This is a genomic window from Pseudomonas viridiflava, from assembly GCF_900184295.1.
Lineage (GTDB): Bacteria > Pseudomonadota > Gammaproteobacteria > Pseudomonadales > Pseudomonadaceae > Aquipseudomonas > Aquipseudomonas viridiflava.
Window position 1 is genome coordinate 2,394,614 of the sequence record NZ_LT855380.1, and the last position, 15,007, is coordinate 2,409,620.

The 15,007-nt window shown below is 57.3% G+C and carries 16 protein-coding genes and 1 pseudogene; 4 read left to right on the forward strand and 13 right to left on the reverse strand.

Features of this window, described 5'->3' with window-relative positions:
• Window positions 1–42 precede the first annotated feature (42 nt).
• Both CFBP1590_RS11085 and CFBP1590_RS11090 read left to right on the forward strand, forming a co-directional pair.
• On the forward strand, window positions 43–975 hold the full coding sequence (locus CFBP1590_RS11085; RefSeq protein WP_058432622.1) for a SphA family protein: 933 nt from the start codon (window positions 43–45) through the stop codon (window positions 973–975).
• 61 nt (window positions 976–1,036) lie between these two features.
• Window positions 1,037–2,488 carry an amidase gene (locus tag CFBP1590_RS11090; protein WP_058432621.1) on the forward strand — a complete coding sequence of 484 codons (1,452 nt, stop codon included), beginning with the start codon at window positions 1,037–1,039 and terminating at the stop codon, window positions 2,486–2,488.
• A gap of 19 nt (window positions 2,489–2,507) precedes the next feature.
• Here CFBP1590_RS11090 and CFBP1590_RS11095 read toward each other — a convergent pair whose 3' ends face one another.
• Complete coding sequence (locus CFBP1590_RS11095) at window positions 2,508–2,888, reverse strand: hypothetical protein (protein ID WP_050575348.1); 381 nt, start codon at window positions 2,886–2,888, stop codon at window positions 2,508–2,510.
• A 329-nt stretch (window positions 2,889–3,217) separates the two neighbouring features.
• Here CFBP1590_RS11095 and CFBP1590_RS27585 point away from each other — a divergent pair, with 329 nt between their 5' ends.
• On the forward strand, window positions 3,218–3,505 hold the full coding sequence (locus CFBP1590_RS27585; protein WP_197697510.1) for a DUF2934 domain-containing protein: 288 nt from the start codon (window positions 3,218–3,220) through the stop codon (window positions 3,503–3,505).
• Between the two features lie 214 nt (window positions 3,506–3,719).
• Here CFBP1590_RS27585 and CFBP1590_RS11110 read toward each other — a convergent pair whose 3' ends face one another.
• The 9 genes and pseudogenes from CFBP1590_RS11110 to CFBP1590_RS27590 all read right to left on the reverse strand — a co-directional run bounded on the left by CFBP1590_RS11110 (window position 3,720) and on the right by CFBP1590_RS27590 (window position 12,994).
• Window positions 3,720–4,445, reverse strand: a complete 726-nt coding sequence (locus CFBP1590_RS11110) for a DUF892 family protein (RefSeq protein ID WP_029241510.1) — start codon at window positions 4,443–4,445, stop codon at window positions 3,720–3,722.
• Window positions 4,446–4,464: 19 nt separating this feature from the next.
• Window positions 4,465–5,631 (reverse strand): annotated as a pseudogene (locus CFBP1590_RS11115) (hypothetical protein).
• A 159-nt stretch (window positions 5,632–5,790) separates the two neighbouring features.
• The gene (locus CFBP1590_RS11120) at window positions 5,791–7,980 is read right to left on the reverse strand and encodes an ATP-binding protein (protein WP_231991841.1); all 2,190 of its coding nucleotides are present in this window, start codon (window positions 7,978–7,980) and stop codon (window positions 5,791–5,793) included.
• A gap of 391 nt (window positions 7,981–8,371) precedes the next feature.
• Window positions 8,372–8,611 carry a DUF2934 domain-containing protein gene (locus CFBP1590_RS11125; RefSeq protein ID WP_043306458.1) on the reverse strand — a complete coding sequence of 80 codons (240 nt, stop codon included), beginning with the start codon at window positions 8,609–8,611 and terminating at the stop codon, window positions 8,372–8,374.
• Between the two features lie 217 nt (window positions 8,612–8,828).
• Window positions 8,829–9,167: a cytochrome o ubiquinol oxidase subunit IV gene (cyoD, locus tag CFBP1590_RS11130; protein ID WP_004887942.1), complete on the reverse strand. Its 339-nt coding sequence runs from the start codon at window positions 9,165–9,167 to the stop codon at window positions 8,829–8,831.
• A gap of 1 nt (window position 9,168) precedes the next feature.
• A complete protein-coding gene (gene cyoC, locus CFBP1590_RS11135) occupies window positions 9,169–9,783 on the reverse strand; it encodes a cytochrome o ubiquinol oxidase subunit III (protein WP_088236394.1) in 615 nt (204 codons plus the stop codon).
• 2 nt (window positions 9,784–9,785) lie between these two features.
• A complete protein-coding gene (gene cyoB / locus CFBP1590_RS11140; RefSeq protein WP_088235008.1) occupies window positions 9,786–11,759 on the reverse strand; it encodes a cytochrome o ubiquinol oxidase subunit I in 1,974 nt (657 codons plus the stop codon).
• 1 nt (window position 11,760) lies between these two features.
• Window positions 11,761–12,669 carry a ubiquinol oxidase subunit II gene (cyoA, locus tag CFBP1590_RS11145; protein ID WP_088235009.1) on the reverse strand — a complete coding sequence of 303 codons (909 nt, stop codon included), beginning with the start codon at window positions 12,667–12,669 and terminating at the stop codon, window positions 11,761–11,763.
• A 121-nt stretch (window positions 12,670–12,790) separates the two neighbouring features.
• Window positions 12,791–12,994, reverse strand: coding sequence for a hypothetical protein (locus CFBP1590_RS27590; RefSeq protein ID WP_127051604.1), 204 nt, complete (start codon window positions 12,992–12,994; stop codon window positions 12,791–12,793).
• Window positions 12,995–13,242: 248 nt separating this feature from the next.
• Here CFBP1590_RS27590 and CFBP1590_RS11150 point away from each other — a divergent pair, with 248 nt between their 5' ends.
• The gene (locus CFBP1590_RS11150; RefSeq protein ID WP_025992875.1) at window positions 13,243–13,569 is read left to right on the forward strand and encodes a hypothetical protein; all 327 of its coding nucleotides are present in this window, start codon (window positions 13,243–13,245) and stop codon (window positions 13,567–13,569) included.
• A gap of 16 nt (window positions 13,570–13,585) precedes the next feature.
• Here CFBP1590_RS11150 and CFBP1590_RS11155 read toward each other — a convergent pair whose 3' ends face one another.
• From CFBP1590_RS11155 to CFBP1590_RS11165, 3 genes are all read right to left on the reverse strand, one after another.
• On the reverse strand, window positions 13,586–14,137 hold the full coding sequence (locus CFBP1590_RS11155) for an ATP-dependent Clp protease proteolytic subunit (RefSeq protein WP_088235010.1): 552 nt from the start codon (window positions 14,135–14,137) through the stop codon (window positions 13,586–13,588).
• Window positions 14,138–14,265: 128 nt separating this feature from the next.
• Window positions 14,266–14,613 carry a con-10 family general stress protein gene (locus CFBP1590_RS11160; RefSeq protein ID WP_029241506.1) on the reverse strand — a complete coding sequence of 116 codons (348 nt, stop codon included), beginning with the start codon at window positions 14,611–14,613 and terminating at the stop codon, window positions 14,266–14,268.
• A 213-nt stretch (window positions 14,614–14,826) separates the two neighbouring features.
• On the reverse strand, window positions 14,827–15,003 hold the full coding sequence (locus CFBP1590_RS11165) for a con-10 family general stress protein (protein ID WP_004887928.1): 177 nt from the start codon (window positions 15,001–15,003) through the stop codon (window positions 14,827–14,829).
• Between the last annotated feature and the right edge of the window lie 4 nt (window positions 15,004–15,007).

A 15,007-nucleotide genomic window follows, 5' to 3' on the forward strand; every position in this document is an offset into this window, starting at 1 on the left:
TGAATAGCATGGCTCCACCACCTTCGTGGTCAGGGGCATGCAATGACTCATAACAATAATTTCACGATCAGACGCTTCACCTGCCTGACACTCAGCCTGATGAGCCTGAGCGCCACGGTTCAGGCCACAGAAAATGGCGCGCCTACCACCTCCTTCGGCGTCTACGATTTTGGCGCAGGCATACTGCCTCCGGCGACGCCGGTGGGCACGCTGGGCATGCGCGTGGCGTTCTATTCGGCCAACGTGCAGAAAGATCGCAACGGCCGTTCGCTGGATAACAACTTCTCCCTGGACGTTCTGTCCATCGGCGTAGCGTACTTTCGCATGACCGATTACCGAATGCTGGGTGCGCGCTTCGGCTATAGCGTGGCGGTGCCGTTCTTTCAGATGGATGCCTCGTTTCGCGTGCAGACACCTGGCGGTCCACTTGACCTCAAGGCGGATCCGTTCCGAATGGCCGATATCTCAGTGTCGCCGCTCATTCTGCAGTGGGATCTATCCTCCAACCTGTTCGTGAACGCGCGCTTGCAGATTCAGGCACCGACCGGCGACTACGACAGAAATCGTCTGATCTCGCCGGGGTTGAACCACTGGACCTTTTCTCCCACTGTCAACGCAACGTACATAACCGACAGCGGTTTCGAGGTGTCCAGCAGCTTTCAGACTGACTTCAACACCCGCAACCCTGCGACCGACTACAGGAGCGGTGTCGAATACCGCCACGAGTTTGCAGTGGGTCAGCATGCGGGTCCGTTCACACTCGGGCTGGGCGGGTTCTATTACCGCCAGTTCTCCGATGACGATGCGCCTGGTCTGGAAACGGGTAATCGCGCCCGGGTTGTCGCCGCAGGACCTGCGATCAGTTACTTCACGCCCGGCATGCCTGCGGCGTGGTTTCACCTTTACAAGGAGTTCGGCGCGCGCAACCGCTCCGAGGGCTACACCGTGGCGTTACGGATCGGCCACAGTTTTTGATGCGGTTGCGTCAGCGGCCATCTTCCATTTCAGCTCGATCTCAAACCATCAGGGGCTTCGCATGAAAGACATTCAGACGTTGTTGAACGAGGAGGACGGTACGGCGCTGGCCGAGTGGGTCAGGCGTGGCGAGGTCCAGCCGATCGATCTGCTGGAGGGCGTTATCCAGCGTATCGAGCAGGTCGAGCCGCAGCTCAATGCCGTCGCCGAGCGACTGTACGACTCGGCCCGTGACACTGCGCTGAGCGCTGCAAATGGCCAGGGCGTTTTTGCGGGCGTGCCGACGCTTATCAAGGATCTGTTTTCGCCGGTCAACGGCGCTGTCATGAGCAACGGCTCATTGTCCATGGGCGAGTTTCGCGCCACGTTTGATGCCGAAGGGGTCAGTCGCCTGAGGCGTGCCGCGTGCGTGTTTGTCGGAACCACGACAGCACCTGAATTCGGTACGTCCTATTCCACCGAATCCACCCGCTTTGGCGCGACCCGTAACCCGTGGAACCTTGAGCACAGTGCTGGCGGTTCCAGTGGCGGAGCTGCGGCACTGGTGGCGGCGCGGGTGGTGCCTTTTGCTCACGGCAACGACGGAGGTGGTTCATTAAGGGTGCCCGCATCGTGCTGCGGTGTGTTCGGCTTCAAGCCGAGTCGCGGGCTGATGCCTTCCGGTCCGATGGTGGGCGAGGGCTGGGCCGGGATGAGCACTGCACATGCGCTCACCTTGTCGGTGCGTGACAGTGCCGCCTTGCTGGACGCCACGGCTGGCATGGACCTTGGCGCGCCGTACGCGGCGCCTGTTCAGACCACACCTTACGTCAGCGCCGTGCAACGTGATCCCGAACCCTTGCGCATTGCCTTGATCGAGGAGTCGGGCACCTGGCCCACCTCGGTCGAGAGCCTTGCAGCGGTGCGCGAAGCGGCGCAATTGTGCGAGTCCCTCGGGCATCGAATCGAGCCGGTCAGCCTGCCCGTGGTGTTGCCGGAATTTCTGGATCACGTGTTTACCATCATCGGTGCCAACACCCGCAATCACGTCGACCTGCTGGGGCGCATGCGCGGTTTCGATGTGCAGGACGCCGAACTGGAAGCACGCACCCGGATCATTCTGCGCGACAAGGGCAATGTCAGCGGCGCTCGGTACGCTGCTGCTGTTGAGTGGGTTCATGCACTGGGTCGTCAACTGGCAACGTTCATGCAGGACTACGATGTGATTCTGTCGCCGGTCCTGACGCGTGAGCCAGCACGCATCGGTGAGCTGGTCGTCCCGGATATCAGCCTGAGCCTGGACGACATGATCGAGCGCTCTCACCGCTACTCGCCCTTTGCCGCGCTGTTCAATGCCAGCGGTCAACCCGCGATGTCAGTGCCACTGTCCTGGAGCGCTGCGGGCTTGCCCATGGGCGCACACTTTGCCGGACGGTTCGGCGAGGAAAGCACGCTGCTGGCACTCGCCGCGCAACTGGAACGCGCCCAGCCTTGGCGCGGTCGTGTACCGCTGGTCAATGCCTGTCGTTTCTGATGGGCGGTTTCACGCTTTATCAGACACCCGGCTGATGTGAGCCGGGTCGTATCGGTGCTTCAAGGTTGGCACCGCACTGGAATTCATCCGACGCGTTGCGTCGCCAGTTCACCGGATCGCGCAGGTAGTGGGAAAGCATCCAGTGGATGGCCGCCGCCTGTTCGTCTTCGGATTTTTCCGGGATCTGATAACCCAGCAGCCTCAGGCCCTGCGCAATGCACATGCAGCTGAAGTTGGCTCTGCCGAGGATGTAACGAAGGTCGTCGTCGAGTGGCAAGGGTGTGGGGCTGATGATCAGTTCACGAAGTTCCTGCACCGCTGCCGACTGATCGGGGCAGGGCAGGGCAGTCTGTCTATCTTCGCCAGTCTTTGCAGAAGGGTGGAGGGCACGATTTGACATCTTTCGTTCATGATAACTCCGGGTAGCACTGCTCGATCATCCTCCTTGATCTGCACCATTGTTTTTGTTTGCCAGCGGGCTTGGTCCTTGCTCATGGGTGCCGCATTGATGAATGTATTTCGGATCGATTCAGTTGGTCATGGGTGTGTCTAGTGGCCCTGTGATATTGCGGTCCACCTTTGTATAGGGCTGTCAAAAAAAGTACAAGTTCGTTTAATTGAAAGACGAAAGGTATGAGCGGCAATGGGATGGAATGCACGCTCCTGACGAGCGTCATGGACTGTGGGCCGAGGAAGATAATCGGTGTATCCAGTGGTCGGTCTGATGCCATGAATGCACAACTTCCAGATCAGCGTTCGGTCATCCTGACAGGGCCTGCTTCAAGGCTCGACCGTACGTCAGGCAAGGAGGAAATAAAGATGGTCGACGAAGAAAAAGTCCGTCAGAAAGCCTATGAACTGTGGCAACAGGCGGGCAGTCCGGAGGGCGAACGTGAACGCCTCAAGTTCTGGGACAAGGCACAAAAGACGCTGGAGGCCGACCAGCCGCCAGCGGACGCCGCACTGCTTGATTCATCCGAGCAGATCGAGTCCAGCGGTGAGCGGCCTGCAGACTAACGTTTGCCGGATTTCTTCAGAGCGGGTGACGGCTGTGCCCGCAAAGACAGGACAGGCGCAGGCTTCTTGAAAAGCGTGTCTGTGAGAATGGTCACGCTTTGTTTTACGCCATTCTGGACGTAATGGAATTCGAAACGGGCAGGGATGTTCATGAGGCTGTTTCTCTTGTTATGCCGATGAAGGGCAGTCATGGATTGCCCTTCACCGGTCATGTTCAGTCGACCTGAGCCAGCAGGTTTTCTTTCAGGATCGTGCGGATGGCACTCAGATGCTCTTCTTCCTCGCGCAATGCCTGTTCGAAGTCGCCGGCAATCATCGGATGCCCGGCCTTGCGAGTGAGTTCAATCAACATGGCCCAGGCGTCGTTGTCTTCCAGCTCCAGGGTCAGGATTGCGCTCAGGCACTGCGAGGTCGTGGTGCGTGGGTCGGTCAGCACCTGCATCACGCCTTGCGACTTGACGGCGGCCACGTCTGCGCAGGGCGTCATGGCAGTAGGGTCGCCACCCAGGGTTTCGATGGCCTTGCGCAGCACCGCCATATGCTGATGCTCTTCGCTCTGGATCTGTCGCAAGGTATCGACCAGCACGCTGTCCGCACCCTTTGCCGACAAGGCCTTGGCAATCATGGCTTCGTACATGCGCACCCCGGTGCGCTCGAACGCCAGCCGCTCGCCCAGTTTGTCGATGAGCACTTCCGGGTTCTTGCCGCGCAGTTTATCCAGGGCGCTTTTGACCATGCCCTTCAGCGAGCCTGGAATCGGGACGGACCCCACTGTGTCCGCGTCGAGAATGGCTTGCTGGCGCTCTTCGGTCAGTTGTTCGATGCTGCCGGGCACATCGGCCGGGAAGCGTTGTGTGGCTTCGATCTGTCGTTGTGTGTCATCGGGCGACAACTGGACAGGCGTACGGTTGAGGCCAAGTTTCAGTTCAGGACTCGTCATGACGGTTTCCCCCGCGTGCTTATAGTGGGTGGTTCAGTTCGGTGCCGGGCTGCCAGTTGTATCCGGCGGACGCCACACTCGCCGGAACACCTTGTGCGTTCAGGCGGGCGCGGTAATCCAGCGATGCCTGATTTTCATCCTGCTTGTTGACGTAATTGATCCCATGGGCCCGCAGATCGACTTCTGCGGCCAGTGTGGTGCGCACGAAATCCCGCTGACTTTTGAACGCAATCATCTCGGGTAGCTGTCCGCCGAGGATTTCGGCCGGATCGCGGCGCTCAAGGTTCTTGAACAGCTCGCATGCCAGATTCAGATGCCCCAGTTCATAATCGACGAAGCGTTCCCACATCGCCTTGATGCGCGGATTGTCTTCCTGCTCGGCACAACTGGCGTAGGCGTAGACTTCCATGGCTTCATGGATCAGCCATTTCTCGATGAAGGTCTCGCTCGGGTCCTGAAGCGAGCCGTACTGGGTGACATGCTTTTCTTCCACCGAGGCGATTTCAGCGTACAACGCACGTGCCACCGGGTCGGCAAAGGTCGGGCCGATGTTCATGTAATAGTCATGGGTCTGGTATTCGGCTGCTGTGATCAGCGCGGCATGGATCTTGGTGATGAGCTCGGCCTGATCCTTCTGGTAGTTCTCACGCAAGTCATCCTGCGGCGCACGATGATGCTCGCTGGTCGGACGCCCCGGCACCAGGTCGGTGTAGCCCTGAAGAATGTTGTTCGCATCCTTGCCTTAGAGGCGATCAAGCATCGCCGAATAACGGTACAGGTGATCGAAAACCTCGAGCAGTCCGAAGCGGTAGGTCTGCGCCTGATAAGGGTCCGGCTCGGTCTGCGCCACGGCGGCGGTGATTTCGATGGCCGTCTGCTCGTAGGCCACCGTGGTTTCCAGCGGCGAGTGGTCCGCTGACAGCAGCCAGTTGACCATGGTCATCTGGTGCTGCTCCGCACGGCGTACCTGCGCCAGAGGATCGCGCAACGCCTTGTGAAAACGGGAGCCGAAATGCTTGAGACGCAAGGCGTCGGACTCCACGCCGTTCATGAGGATCACCCGTACCCGGGTGAAGGCATCGTCATCCAGTTTGGAGATGGGCTTGCCTGCCATTTCCTTCCAGGTGAAGTGCTGTTTATCGAGCGGTGTACCCTTGTTGTCGAGCAGGTTGGAAAGTGTTGTCATGCGCTTTCTCCGGTCGTCAGGTCTGGAATAAACCTGTGCATTCCTTTGAGTGACCGGCCATGGCTCACCAGGATTTCCAGCGTCTGACCGGTGGCCGTCGAACAAACGGTGTGGCTGACGAATGGAGAAAACGGGTCTTCGAATGACCAGCGCACGGCACTAGGCGAGGTCGGTTCTGGAGTCCTCGTTCTTGCTCAGAATGCTTTTTACGCTGTCGGAAAATTCGATCAGGCTGAACGGTTTGAACAGCATTTTTCCCAGCGACTGTCCTTCTGTGATGCCTTCTGCCTTGGTGTAGCCGGTGATGAACAGCACCTTGAGGGTAGGGCGCGACGCCGTCAGTTCCTGCGCCAGCATGATGCCGTTCATGGGGCCTGGCAGGCCGATGTCGGTGATCAGCAGGTCCAGCCTGTCGAGCGTCCTGGCTTGTTCGAGAGCCGATATGCAGTCGGCTGCCTCGAACACGTCGTAGCCCTGGTCGGACAGCAGGTCGGCGGCGATTTCACGAACACCGGTTTCATCGTCCACAATCAGAATCACTTCGCCGTTTCCGGTTTTTTCCGGAATGGCGGCATACGTGGTGTCGGCCATCTGTTCGACGGTTCTCTGATCGACGGGGAAGTACATGGTCACGGTTGTGCCGACTCCCGATTCGCTCTGGATACGCACCTGTCCACCGGACTGTCGGGTGAATCCGTAGATCATCGATAACCCGAGACCGGTGCCCTGACCGAGTTTTTTTGTCGTGAAGAAAGGGTCGAACGCCCGTCGCAAGACTTCTTCGTCCATCCCGCAGCCGTCATCAATGACCGAGATTAATACGTAAGGCAGTGGCTGCAGATCCTCTGCCATAGCCATCGCCTCGTCGGGCTCCAGGCGCTGGGTGCAAAGGGTCAGCGTGCCGCCTTTGGGCATGGCGTCCCGCGCATTGATCGACAGATTGAGCAGCGCGTTTTCCAGCTGATTGAGGTCGCAATTGATATTGCCCACGCTGCTCAACTGGCATGTCACCTGAATCGTCGGACCCATGGTGCGACGTATCATGTCCTCCATGCTGGCAACCACGGCGCTGGGGTCAAGCACTTGCGGCTCCAGCGGTTGCAGGCGTGAGAATGCCAGCAGTCGCGCGGTCAGGGCCGCCGCTCGTTTCACCGCCGTCATCGCCAGCGCCTGATACTTGTCTACTTCGGAATAACGCTGGCTGTCCAGGCGCAATCGCATCAGTTCCAGGCTGGCGGAGATGCTGCCCAGAAGATTGTTGAAATCATGGGCAATGCCCCCGGTCAACTGGCCCACGGCTTCCATCTTCTGACTTTGCCGCAGCTTGGCTTCGGCGGCTTCGCGCTCACGCTGTTCCTCCTGCAACTGTCGGGTTCGTTCGGCAATGCGCTCTTCAAGTTGATCATTCCACTGGCGCAGCACAGACTCCAGTTGAACGCGCTCGTTGATGTCTTCGACGGTGCCATACCACTGCCTGCATAAGCCTTCGTCATCCAGATCGGGAAAGGCCTGGACGCGGTACCAGTGATACTCGCCCATCGCCTTTCGCAGACGCACCTGAATATCGAACGGTTGCAACGTCGCGACCGATTGGCGCCACTGCTGGATGATCATGGACATGTCATCCGGGTGCGTGGATTGTCTCCAGCCCTGGCCCAGCGTCTTCTCGCGCAGCACACCGGAGAAATCCGACCAGCGATGATCCAGAGAGGTGATGGTGCCTTGAGCGTCTGCCGTCCAGGGAATCTGCGGATTCAGTTGCACGGCAATACGGTATTGCCTTTCGCTTTCACGCAGCCGCGCCTCGGTTGCCTTGAGCGCGTCGGTAATCCGGAAACGTTCGAAACAGCCTGCGATCAGGTTGGCGTAACTGCGCAGGAAATCCACGTCGCGGTCGCTGAAGGCACGCGAGACGCGGCTGTCGACCTGAAAGATACCGATGGGGGACTGGTCATGGGGTGCGTAAACGATAACGTTCACGAAGGCCTTTACCTGATTGTCGGTTTGAAAAGGATGCAGGTTGAAGCGAGTGTCCTGGATCGCATCGGTCGAGATAACGGGCTGGTTGATGTCCAGCGAGTGCCACTCTGGACCGCCCTTTTTCAAAGGCAGTCTGAGCTGACCAACGATCCCCGGTGTCCAGCCGACGCCATTGCGGACCCACATCTGTCGTCTGTCCTGCGTGATCTGTACGAACTTTGCCAGATGGGTTCCCAGTGCTTCGCCAGCCCTGGCACAGGCCGAGTTGATCACAATATCCAGATCCGGGCTGATCAGCGCCAATTCTCCAAACTCTGCCAGCACCTTGCGCTGGCGCAGCAGTGCCTGCTCCCGTTCAAACCTGTTCATGTAATTCATCCCGCAGGCGCATGGCTCTTTTGCTCCTGATGCTGGCATATCCATATTCCGTAAAAATCTTGAAACTACAAGGTCGAACAGTGGGGCGTGTTTGCGCTATGGCAGTAAAACATCTGTTTCAGTCTGGAGTGGAATAGCGAAAAACAGCCACTCGATAAAAAAGTGTCTGTTTTTTTGAGCATTTATGGCACCTGTAAAGGATGTTTTCAGAGAGGAATAAAGTGCATTGATTCAGCAATAAAGTCGATATCTTATTGAGTGGGTAATATATTCAAATGAGTGTTTTTGTAAAATTATACAAGAATAAAATATCGTTATTTGGAGGCGAAATCAGGCAGTAGCTGCCGCATCAGAAACGGCAGCTGCGAGGGACTGATTAAAGTCAGACGGTGCTTGATGATGTATCGGATTTCGTCTTTCCAACCTTCCTTTTCGCCGGGTTTGCCTTGTTTTTCGGGGCGGGAGGCGCAACGCTGCTGGTGATGGAACCTGTCAGGCCGTCGCTGTTCTGGCCATCCAGTTCCCGTCTGGCCTCCAGCCAGTGTTCAAAATCCATGCCGTCGGGCTTTCCCTGTTCTTCCCACAGACGGTAAGCGATCTGTTTGAGGGTTTCTTCGTTCATTACGTTCTCCTTCTATATAAAAACAAGGGGTGCATAACGCCCTGAGATAAAGATTAGTTGATCTAAATCGTCGGGGGGTGTTTCAGGAATAAAACAGATGAGCGGAGCTGCGAAAATATTCTGGTTGGGGTGCAGGTATGAGCTTGCCTGATCCATGAAGTGTCATGGATCAAGCAGTAAAACGTTCTTCTCAAGCAAGTTCCGAACAGCGGCAGTGTCAGTGTGCAAGCATGTTGTGATGAATACTGAACATGATCCACAACGTCAGCCCCACCAGCAGGACAATGATCACAAGGGAAAATATCAGCGCGCGCATGTTCCAGCGTTGCTCGGCTGCGGTATCGAGGTGCAGAAAGAATTTCAGGTGCACGACGATCTGAATCAGCCCGGTCAACACCACCAGCCACAACGTCGTCATTCGCGGCAGTGCGGGGTACATGGCCAGAAGAAAGGGAATCAGGGTCAGGACAACCGACAGGATGAAACCGACCATGTAGGAACGGCTGCTGCCGTGGCTGGTTCCGGCGCTGCTGCGCACAGGGCTTTGAGTGTACATATCAGAGAACCCCCAAAATGTAGACGACAGTGAACACGCAGATCCAGACCACATCGAGAAAGTGCCAGAACAGGCTCAGGCAACTGAGCCGGGTTGCGTGCACGGTCGTCAGTCCACGGCTGCGCACCTGCCACATCAGCACGGCCATCCACACCAGCCCCGTCAATACGTGAGCGCCATGCGTGCCGACCAGCGTGAAGAAAGCGGTAAGAAATCCACTGCGATCCGGGCCGTAGCCCTGCTCGATCAGATGATGGAATTCATTGATCTCCATGGCAATGAAGGCGGTGCCCAGCAGGAACGTCACCCCCAACCAACGCAATACGCCAGTGCGGTCATCGCGGTTCATGGCCAGCATGGCGTAGCCGTAAGTGATACTGCTGAACAGCAGCAGCATGGTTTCGGTGAGCACGTAGGGCAGTTCGAAAATGTCCACCGTGGACGGTCCGCCTGCGACGCTGTCGCGCAGTACCGCATAGCCTGCGAACAGCGTCGCGAACAGGATGCAGTCGGTCATCAGGTAGATCCAGAACCCGAAGACCGACATCGAGCCCGAGTCTTCGTGACCTTGCTCATGGTTATGGGCAATGTCCTTGTCGATCACAATGTTAGACATGCTCATGCCTCCGCCAATTCTTTGAGTCGCGCCTGTTCGATTTCAGCCACTTCCTGCGCCGGTATGAAGTAGTCGATGTCGTCGTCGTTACTGCGAATGACCATCGTCACCACAGACGCGACCAGGCCGAAGGTAGCCAGCCACCAGATATGCCAGACCAGCGCGAAGCTTGCGATCAGTGCAAACAGGCTGATGATCAGACCGGCAGCGGTGTTGCGAGGCATATGGATGGCGCGGTAGTCGGTATGACTGAGGGTGCTGACACCACGTTCTTTCATGCCCCAGTAGGCATCCAGATCATCCACTTTTGGCTGCTCGGCAAAGTTGTAGACGGGAGGCGGGGAGGCGGTCGCCCACTCCAGTGTCCGGGCATCCCAGGGGTCGCCGGTGGTGTCGCGGGTCTTGTGGCGATTGCGGATGCTGACGAACAGTTGCAGGGCCTGTCCGGCCACGCCCACCAGAATGATTGCCACGCCGATCAGCTCCAGCATCAGCCATGGACGCCATTCGGGGTTGTCGAAGTGATTGAGACGCCGGGTCATGCCCATGAAACCCAGCACGTAGGAGGGCATGAACGCGAAGTAGAAACCGACAATCCAGCACCAGAACGAGAGTCTTCCCAGCCGGTCGTTGAGCTTGAACCCGAACGCCTTGGGGAACCAGTACGTGAGCCCGGCCATATAACCGAATACCGCGCCCCCGATGATCACGTTATGGAAGTGGGCGACGAGGAACAGGCTGTTGTGCAGCAGGAAATCGGCACCGGGCACGGCCAGCAATACGCCCGTCATGCCGCCGATGCTGAAGGTCACGATGAAGCCGATGGTCCAGAGCATCGGCGTCTCGAAACGCACCCGGCCGTGGTACATGGTGAACAGCCAGGTGAAGATCTTCACGCCTGTCGGTACGGCAATGATCATGGTCATGATGCCAAAGAACGCGTTGACGTTGGCACCCGCGCCCATGGTGAAGAAGTGGTGCAGCCAGACGATGAACGACAGCACGGTGATCACGATGGTGGCCCACACCAGCGACTTGTAGCCGAACAGGCGTTTGCTGCTGAAGGTTGCCGCGATCTCCGAGAAGATGCCGAACGCGGGCAGGATAAGGATGTACACCTCCGGATGCCCCCACGCCCAGATCAGGTTCACGTACATCATCGGGTTGCCGCCGGCTTCGCTGGTGAAGAAGTGCATGCCCAGGTAGCGATCCAGGGTGAGCATAAACAGCGTGGCGGTCAGGATCGGGAACGCCGCGAGGATAAGTACCGAGGTGCACAGCGCCGTCCAGGTGAAGACCGGCATCTTGAATAGCGTCATGCCGGTGGTGCGCATCTTCAGGATGGTCACGAAGAAATTAAGTCCCGTCAGCAGCGTGCCTATCCCTGATATCTGTAACGACCAGATGTAGTAATCCACGCCGACGCCCGGGCTGTATCCCAGTTCCGAGAGCGGGGGATAGGCGACCCATCCGGTCCGGGCGAATTCGCCGACGCCCAGCGAAATATTCACCAGCGCGGCACCGACCACGAACAGCCAGAAGCTCAGCGCGTTGAGGAAAGGGTAGGCGACGTCGCGAGCACCGATCTGTAGCGGCACCACGATATTCAGCAGGCCGACCATGAACGGCATCGCCATGAAGAAAATCATGATCACGCCGTGTGCGGTAAAGATCTGGTCGTAATGCTCGGGCGGCAGATAGCCAGGGCCTCCTTCGGCGGCCATTGCCTGTTGCGTGCGCATCATGATTGCGTCTGAAAACCCGCGCAGCAGCATGACCAGCGCAACGATGATGTACATGCAGCCGATCTTCTTGTGGTCCACCGAGGTGAACCACTCGCGCCACAGGTAACCCCAGGCCCCTTTCCAGGTAATCGAACCGACCATCCCCACTGCGATGAGACCCACTATCGCAAGGGTATACATGATGATGGGTTCATGAAGCGGGATGGCGTCCCAGGACAGTTTTCCGAACATGTCAGCGCTCCTTCTGCGTCGAATTACGGTCATCGGCATCTTCGGAGGCCACTGGCTCCGGTATCGTCCTTCTGGATTTGTTCATCCCTTCGTACTTGTCGACGATGGTCTTGAAGAGCTGCTGATCGACAGCTGAGTAGTAGGTGATGTCATAGCCGTGAGTCGGCGTCGCCAGCGTCTTGTAAGTCGCTGGATCGAGTGTTCGGGAAGTGTTCCTGACCTTTGTGACCCAGGCCTCGAAGTCGGCGGGCGTCGTGGCCAGGGTGCTGAAGTGCATGTCGGAAAAACCGGGACCGCTGTAGTTGGCGGAGATGCCTCGGTACTGGCCGACCTCGTTGGCAATCAGGTGCAAGCGGGTCTGCATGCCGGCCATGGCATAGATCTGGCCGCCCAGGGCCGGGATGAAAAACGAATTCATGGCAGCGTCAGAGGTGACCGTGAAACTGACTGGCGTATGCACCGGCATGGCCAGCTCGTTTACCGTGGCAATGCCCAGGTCCGGGTAGATGAACAACCACTTCCAATCCATGGCGATCACTTGGACATTGATCGGCAGGTTGTCGGATTCGATCGGGCGGTAAGGGTCGAGCTCGTGCGTCGTGACCCAGGTCACCCAGCCCAGAATGATAATGATGACCAGAGGAACACCCCACACCACGGCTTCGATCTTGTGGGAGCTTGCCCAGCGCGGGGAGTACCTGGCTTTCTTGTTGGTCGACCGGTACTGCCAGGCGAACAGAAACGTCATCACGATGACCGGAATTACGACGATCAGCATCAGGGCGGTGGCGAGGATGATCAGGTTGCGCTGCTCGAGTGCGATCTGACCCTTGGGATTGAAAATCACCCAGTTGCACCCTGACATCAGAGCGAAACAGAGCGCCACCAGACAGGATTTGACCGTTCGCATTGACCTTCTACCTCGCGTTTCAGAAAAACCAAAGTGCAACTAAGTTGCCATCACTCTAAGTACCGACTGGCTATAAAACCAATACGAGCTCAAACGAAAACGTTATTGAACCTGTTGGCAGTCAATAAAGGTTGCGCCGTTCAAGATGCTCATAAGTGTTATTCGGTTGAATGTCATGCTGCGGTGAGTGCTGGCCTTTTGATTGCCTGTTTTTACTTGTCTGATTAGCAAGGTTTTCCATGCGGCGCTCATAGACGGCATGATTGGAAGGGGTATTGGCATACTCGGAGCAGTTGCTCCGGTCTCTATCCGATATAGGCGACATTCGGCGACTCCTGGCCATATGCATTGCACTTGGCCTGTTGCGATAGTGTTTGCGCCGACTTCGTTCTGGCTACCAACCGGTTTGAATGCAGCAAGTGTGGCTTGGTTTTGAAAAAATGCTCAAGAGGCGACGAACGGCACAACTAACGAAGCGGCAGGGTGCCTCTTGTCGGGTGCCATGGCAGTTGGCTGTAAGTTTTATATGCTGATCAAGTGTGTCTCGCATGTAATAGTTTCCCGGAGGGCAGCATGTTCAACAAGTCATCCACGTCTCCCGCACAGTCTGACAGTCCCGTTATTGAAAAGAGTTATGAGCGTGACCTGGAAAATGGTTGCAAGGCCAATGTGTGTGCTCATGAATTGCCGGACGGCGATATCGAATTGGTCGTCAGCGTGTGTGACAAGGAGGGACGCTCCGTGGCGAAGCGAACCACCAGATTGCCGGGCGCCGAGTGGACGGTTCCGGATGCCATGAAACGGGGTCGGGATCAGGCCGAGCGGATTGCCGGAGGGGAGTCGGGCCGGCTGCCCTGTGCCGATCGCGCTGATCGTGAAGAAGACGATGACGACGATTGATCGGCAGGACGGCGGCTCATGAATGGACGGTGTGAACGACAAACTCGCCTTCCAGGGATGGAGTCGTCACCGCGTGAATCATCCCGGCCGTCAGCGCTTGCGCGGGATCCAGAATGCGCGGTGCGGCGGTCAGGTACTTTTCGATCTCCAGCTTCTCTTCAGCATTTTTGGTGCGCTCACCCACAATGCGGGCATAGAGCTGCAGGTCGTAATCCAGGCTCATGGCGTATTCAGACATGCGTGAGTGGTCGACAGAACCATTCAGGTACCAGTGAAACGGGTGAAACAGGAACTTGCTGTGTCGGCACGCCGTTCTGCGCTCGCCCGCCAGAAAGACGATGTTGCCCATGGATTCCACGGTGCCGAGATTGTGCGTGTGCACCGGAATCGGCAGCGCCATCAGAAAGTTGTAGAGAGTGAATCCATAACTGCACTCGCCGCCCAGCGTCGCAATGTTGATCGTAAGGTCCGTGGCTTTGCTCTGAACCGCCAGTGCCGCCTTCTCAATGGTCTGGCCGCAGGTAGACGCATTGATGGGGCCGGTGAAGTTGATGATATGCAAGGTCATGACGCACCTTCGTGGTAAATAACGGACAGTCGAACACCCGGCCGGTCGTGGTGTCCGAAGACGCCGTAACCGGTCGGGTGATCGTTGTGAGCAGAGACGAATACCTTCGTCACGCCAACGCCTGTGGACTAGCTGTTGCGTCCGCCTCCATGGCTGTTTTGTCCACCTTTGCGCCCGGCCTCAGATGCCTTTTCGCGATCATTGGCAAAGTTGCCGCCGCTGTTCTGTCCTCCCTTGCTGCCGGCTTCTGCAGCGCGCTCAGGGTCGTTCTTGAAATTGCCGCCGCTGTTCTGGCCGCCTTTGCTGCCAGCTTCCGCAGCGCGCTCGGGGTCATTCTTGAAGTTACCGCCGCTGTTCTGACCGCCCTTGCTGCCAATTTCCTGATAGAACTCTTTGTCGTGGCTGGCTGAGGTTGCTTCGCCGCCTTTTTTGCCCGCTTCGTTTACACTCATGCCGCCTTGTTTATCTTGTGCCATTTTCTGATACCTCATTGAAGTTGCAGTACTGTACAAGTCAACAATCGGGATCGATTGTATGAATCTTCGCTGCAGGCATTATAAATACCTGGCAGAAAGTGTCGGGTTCCGGGCTCGTCTACGCCTTGTGCAGTGTTGATCAGACGCTGCAGGGCCTGTTCGGAATAGCCCCTTTTTACGTAAACAAGCCGGAACATGGTTGACACGGATCAATCAGGATTTGCGGCCGCCACCATGGCTGTTTTGTCCGCCCTTTTTACCTGCCTCGGAGGCTTTTTCCCGGTCGTTGGCAAAGTTGCCGCCCGAGGCTTGTCCTCCTTTCTTACCGGCTTCCGATGCTTTCTCGCGATCATTGGCGAAGTTTCCCGGGTTTTTATTGCCTGTAGTCATGATG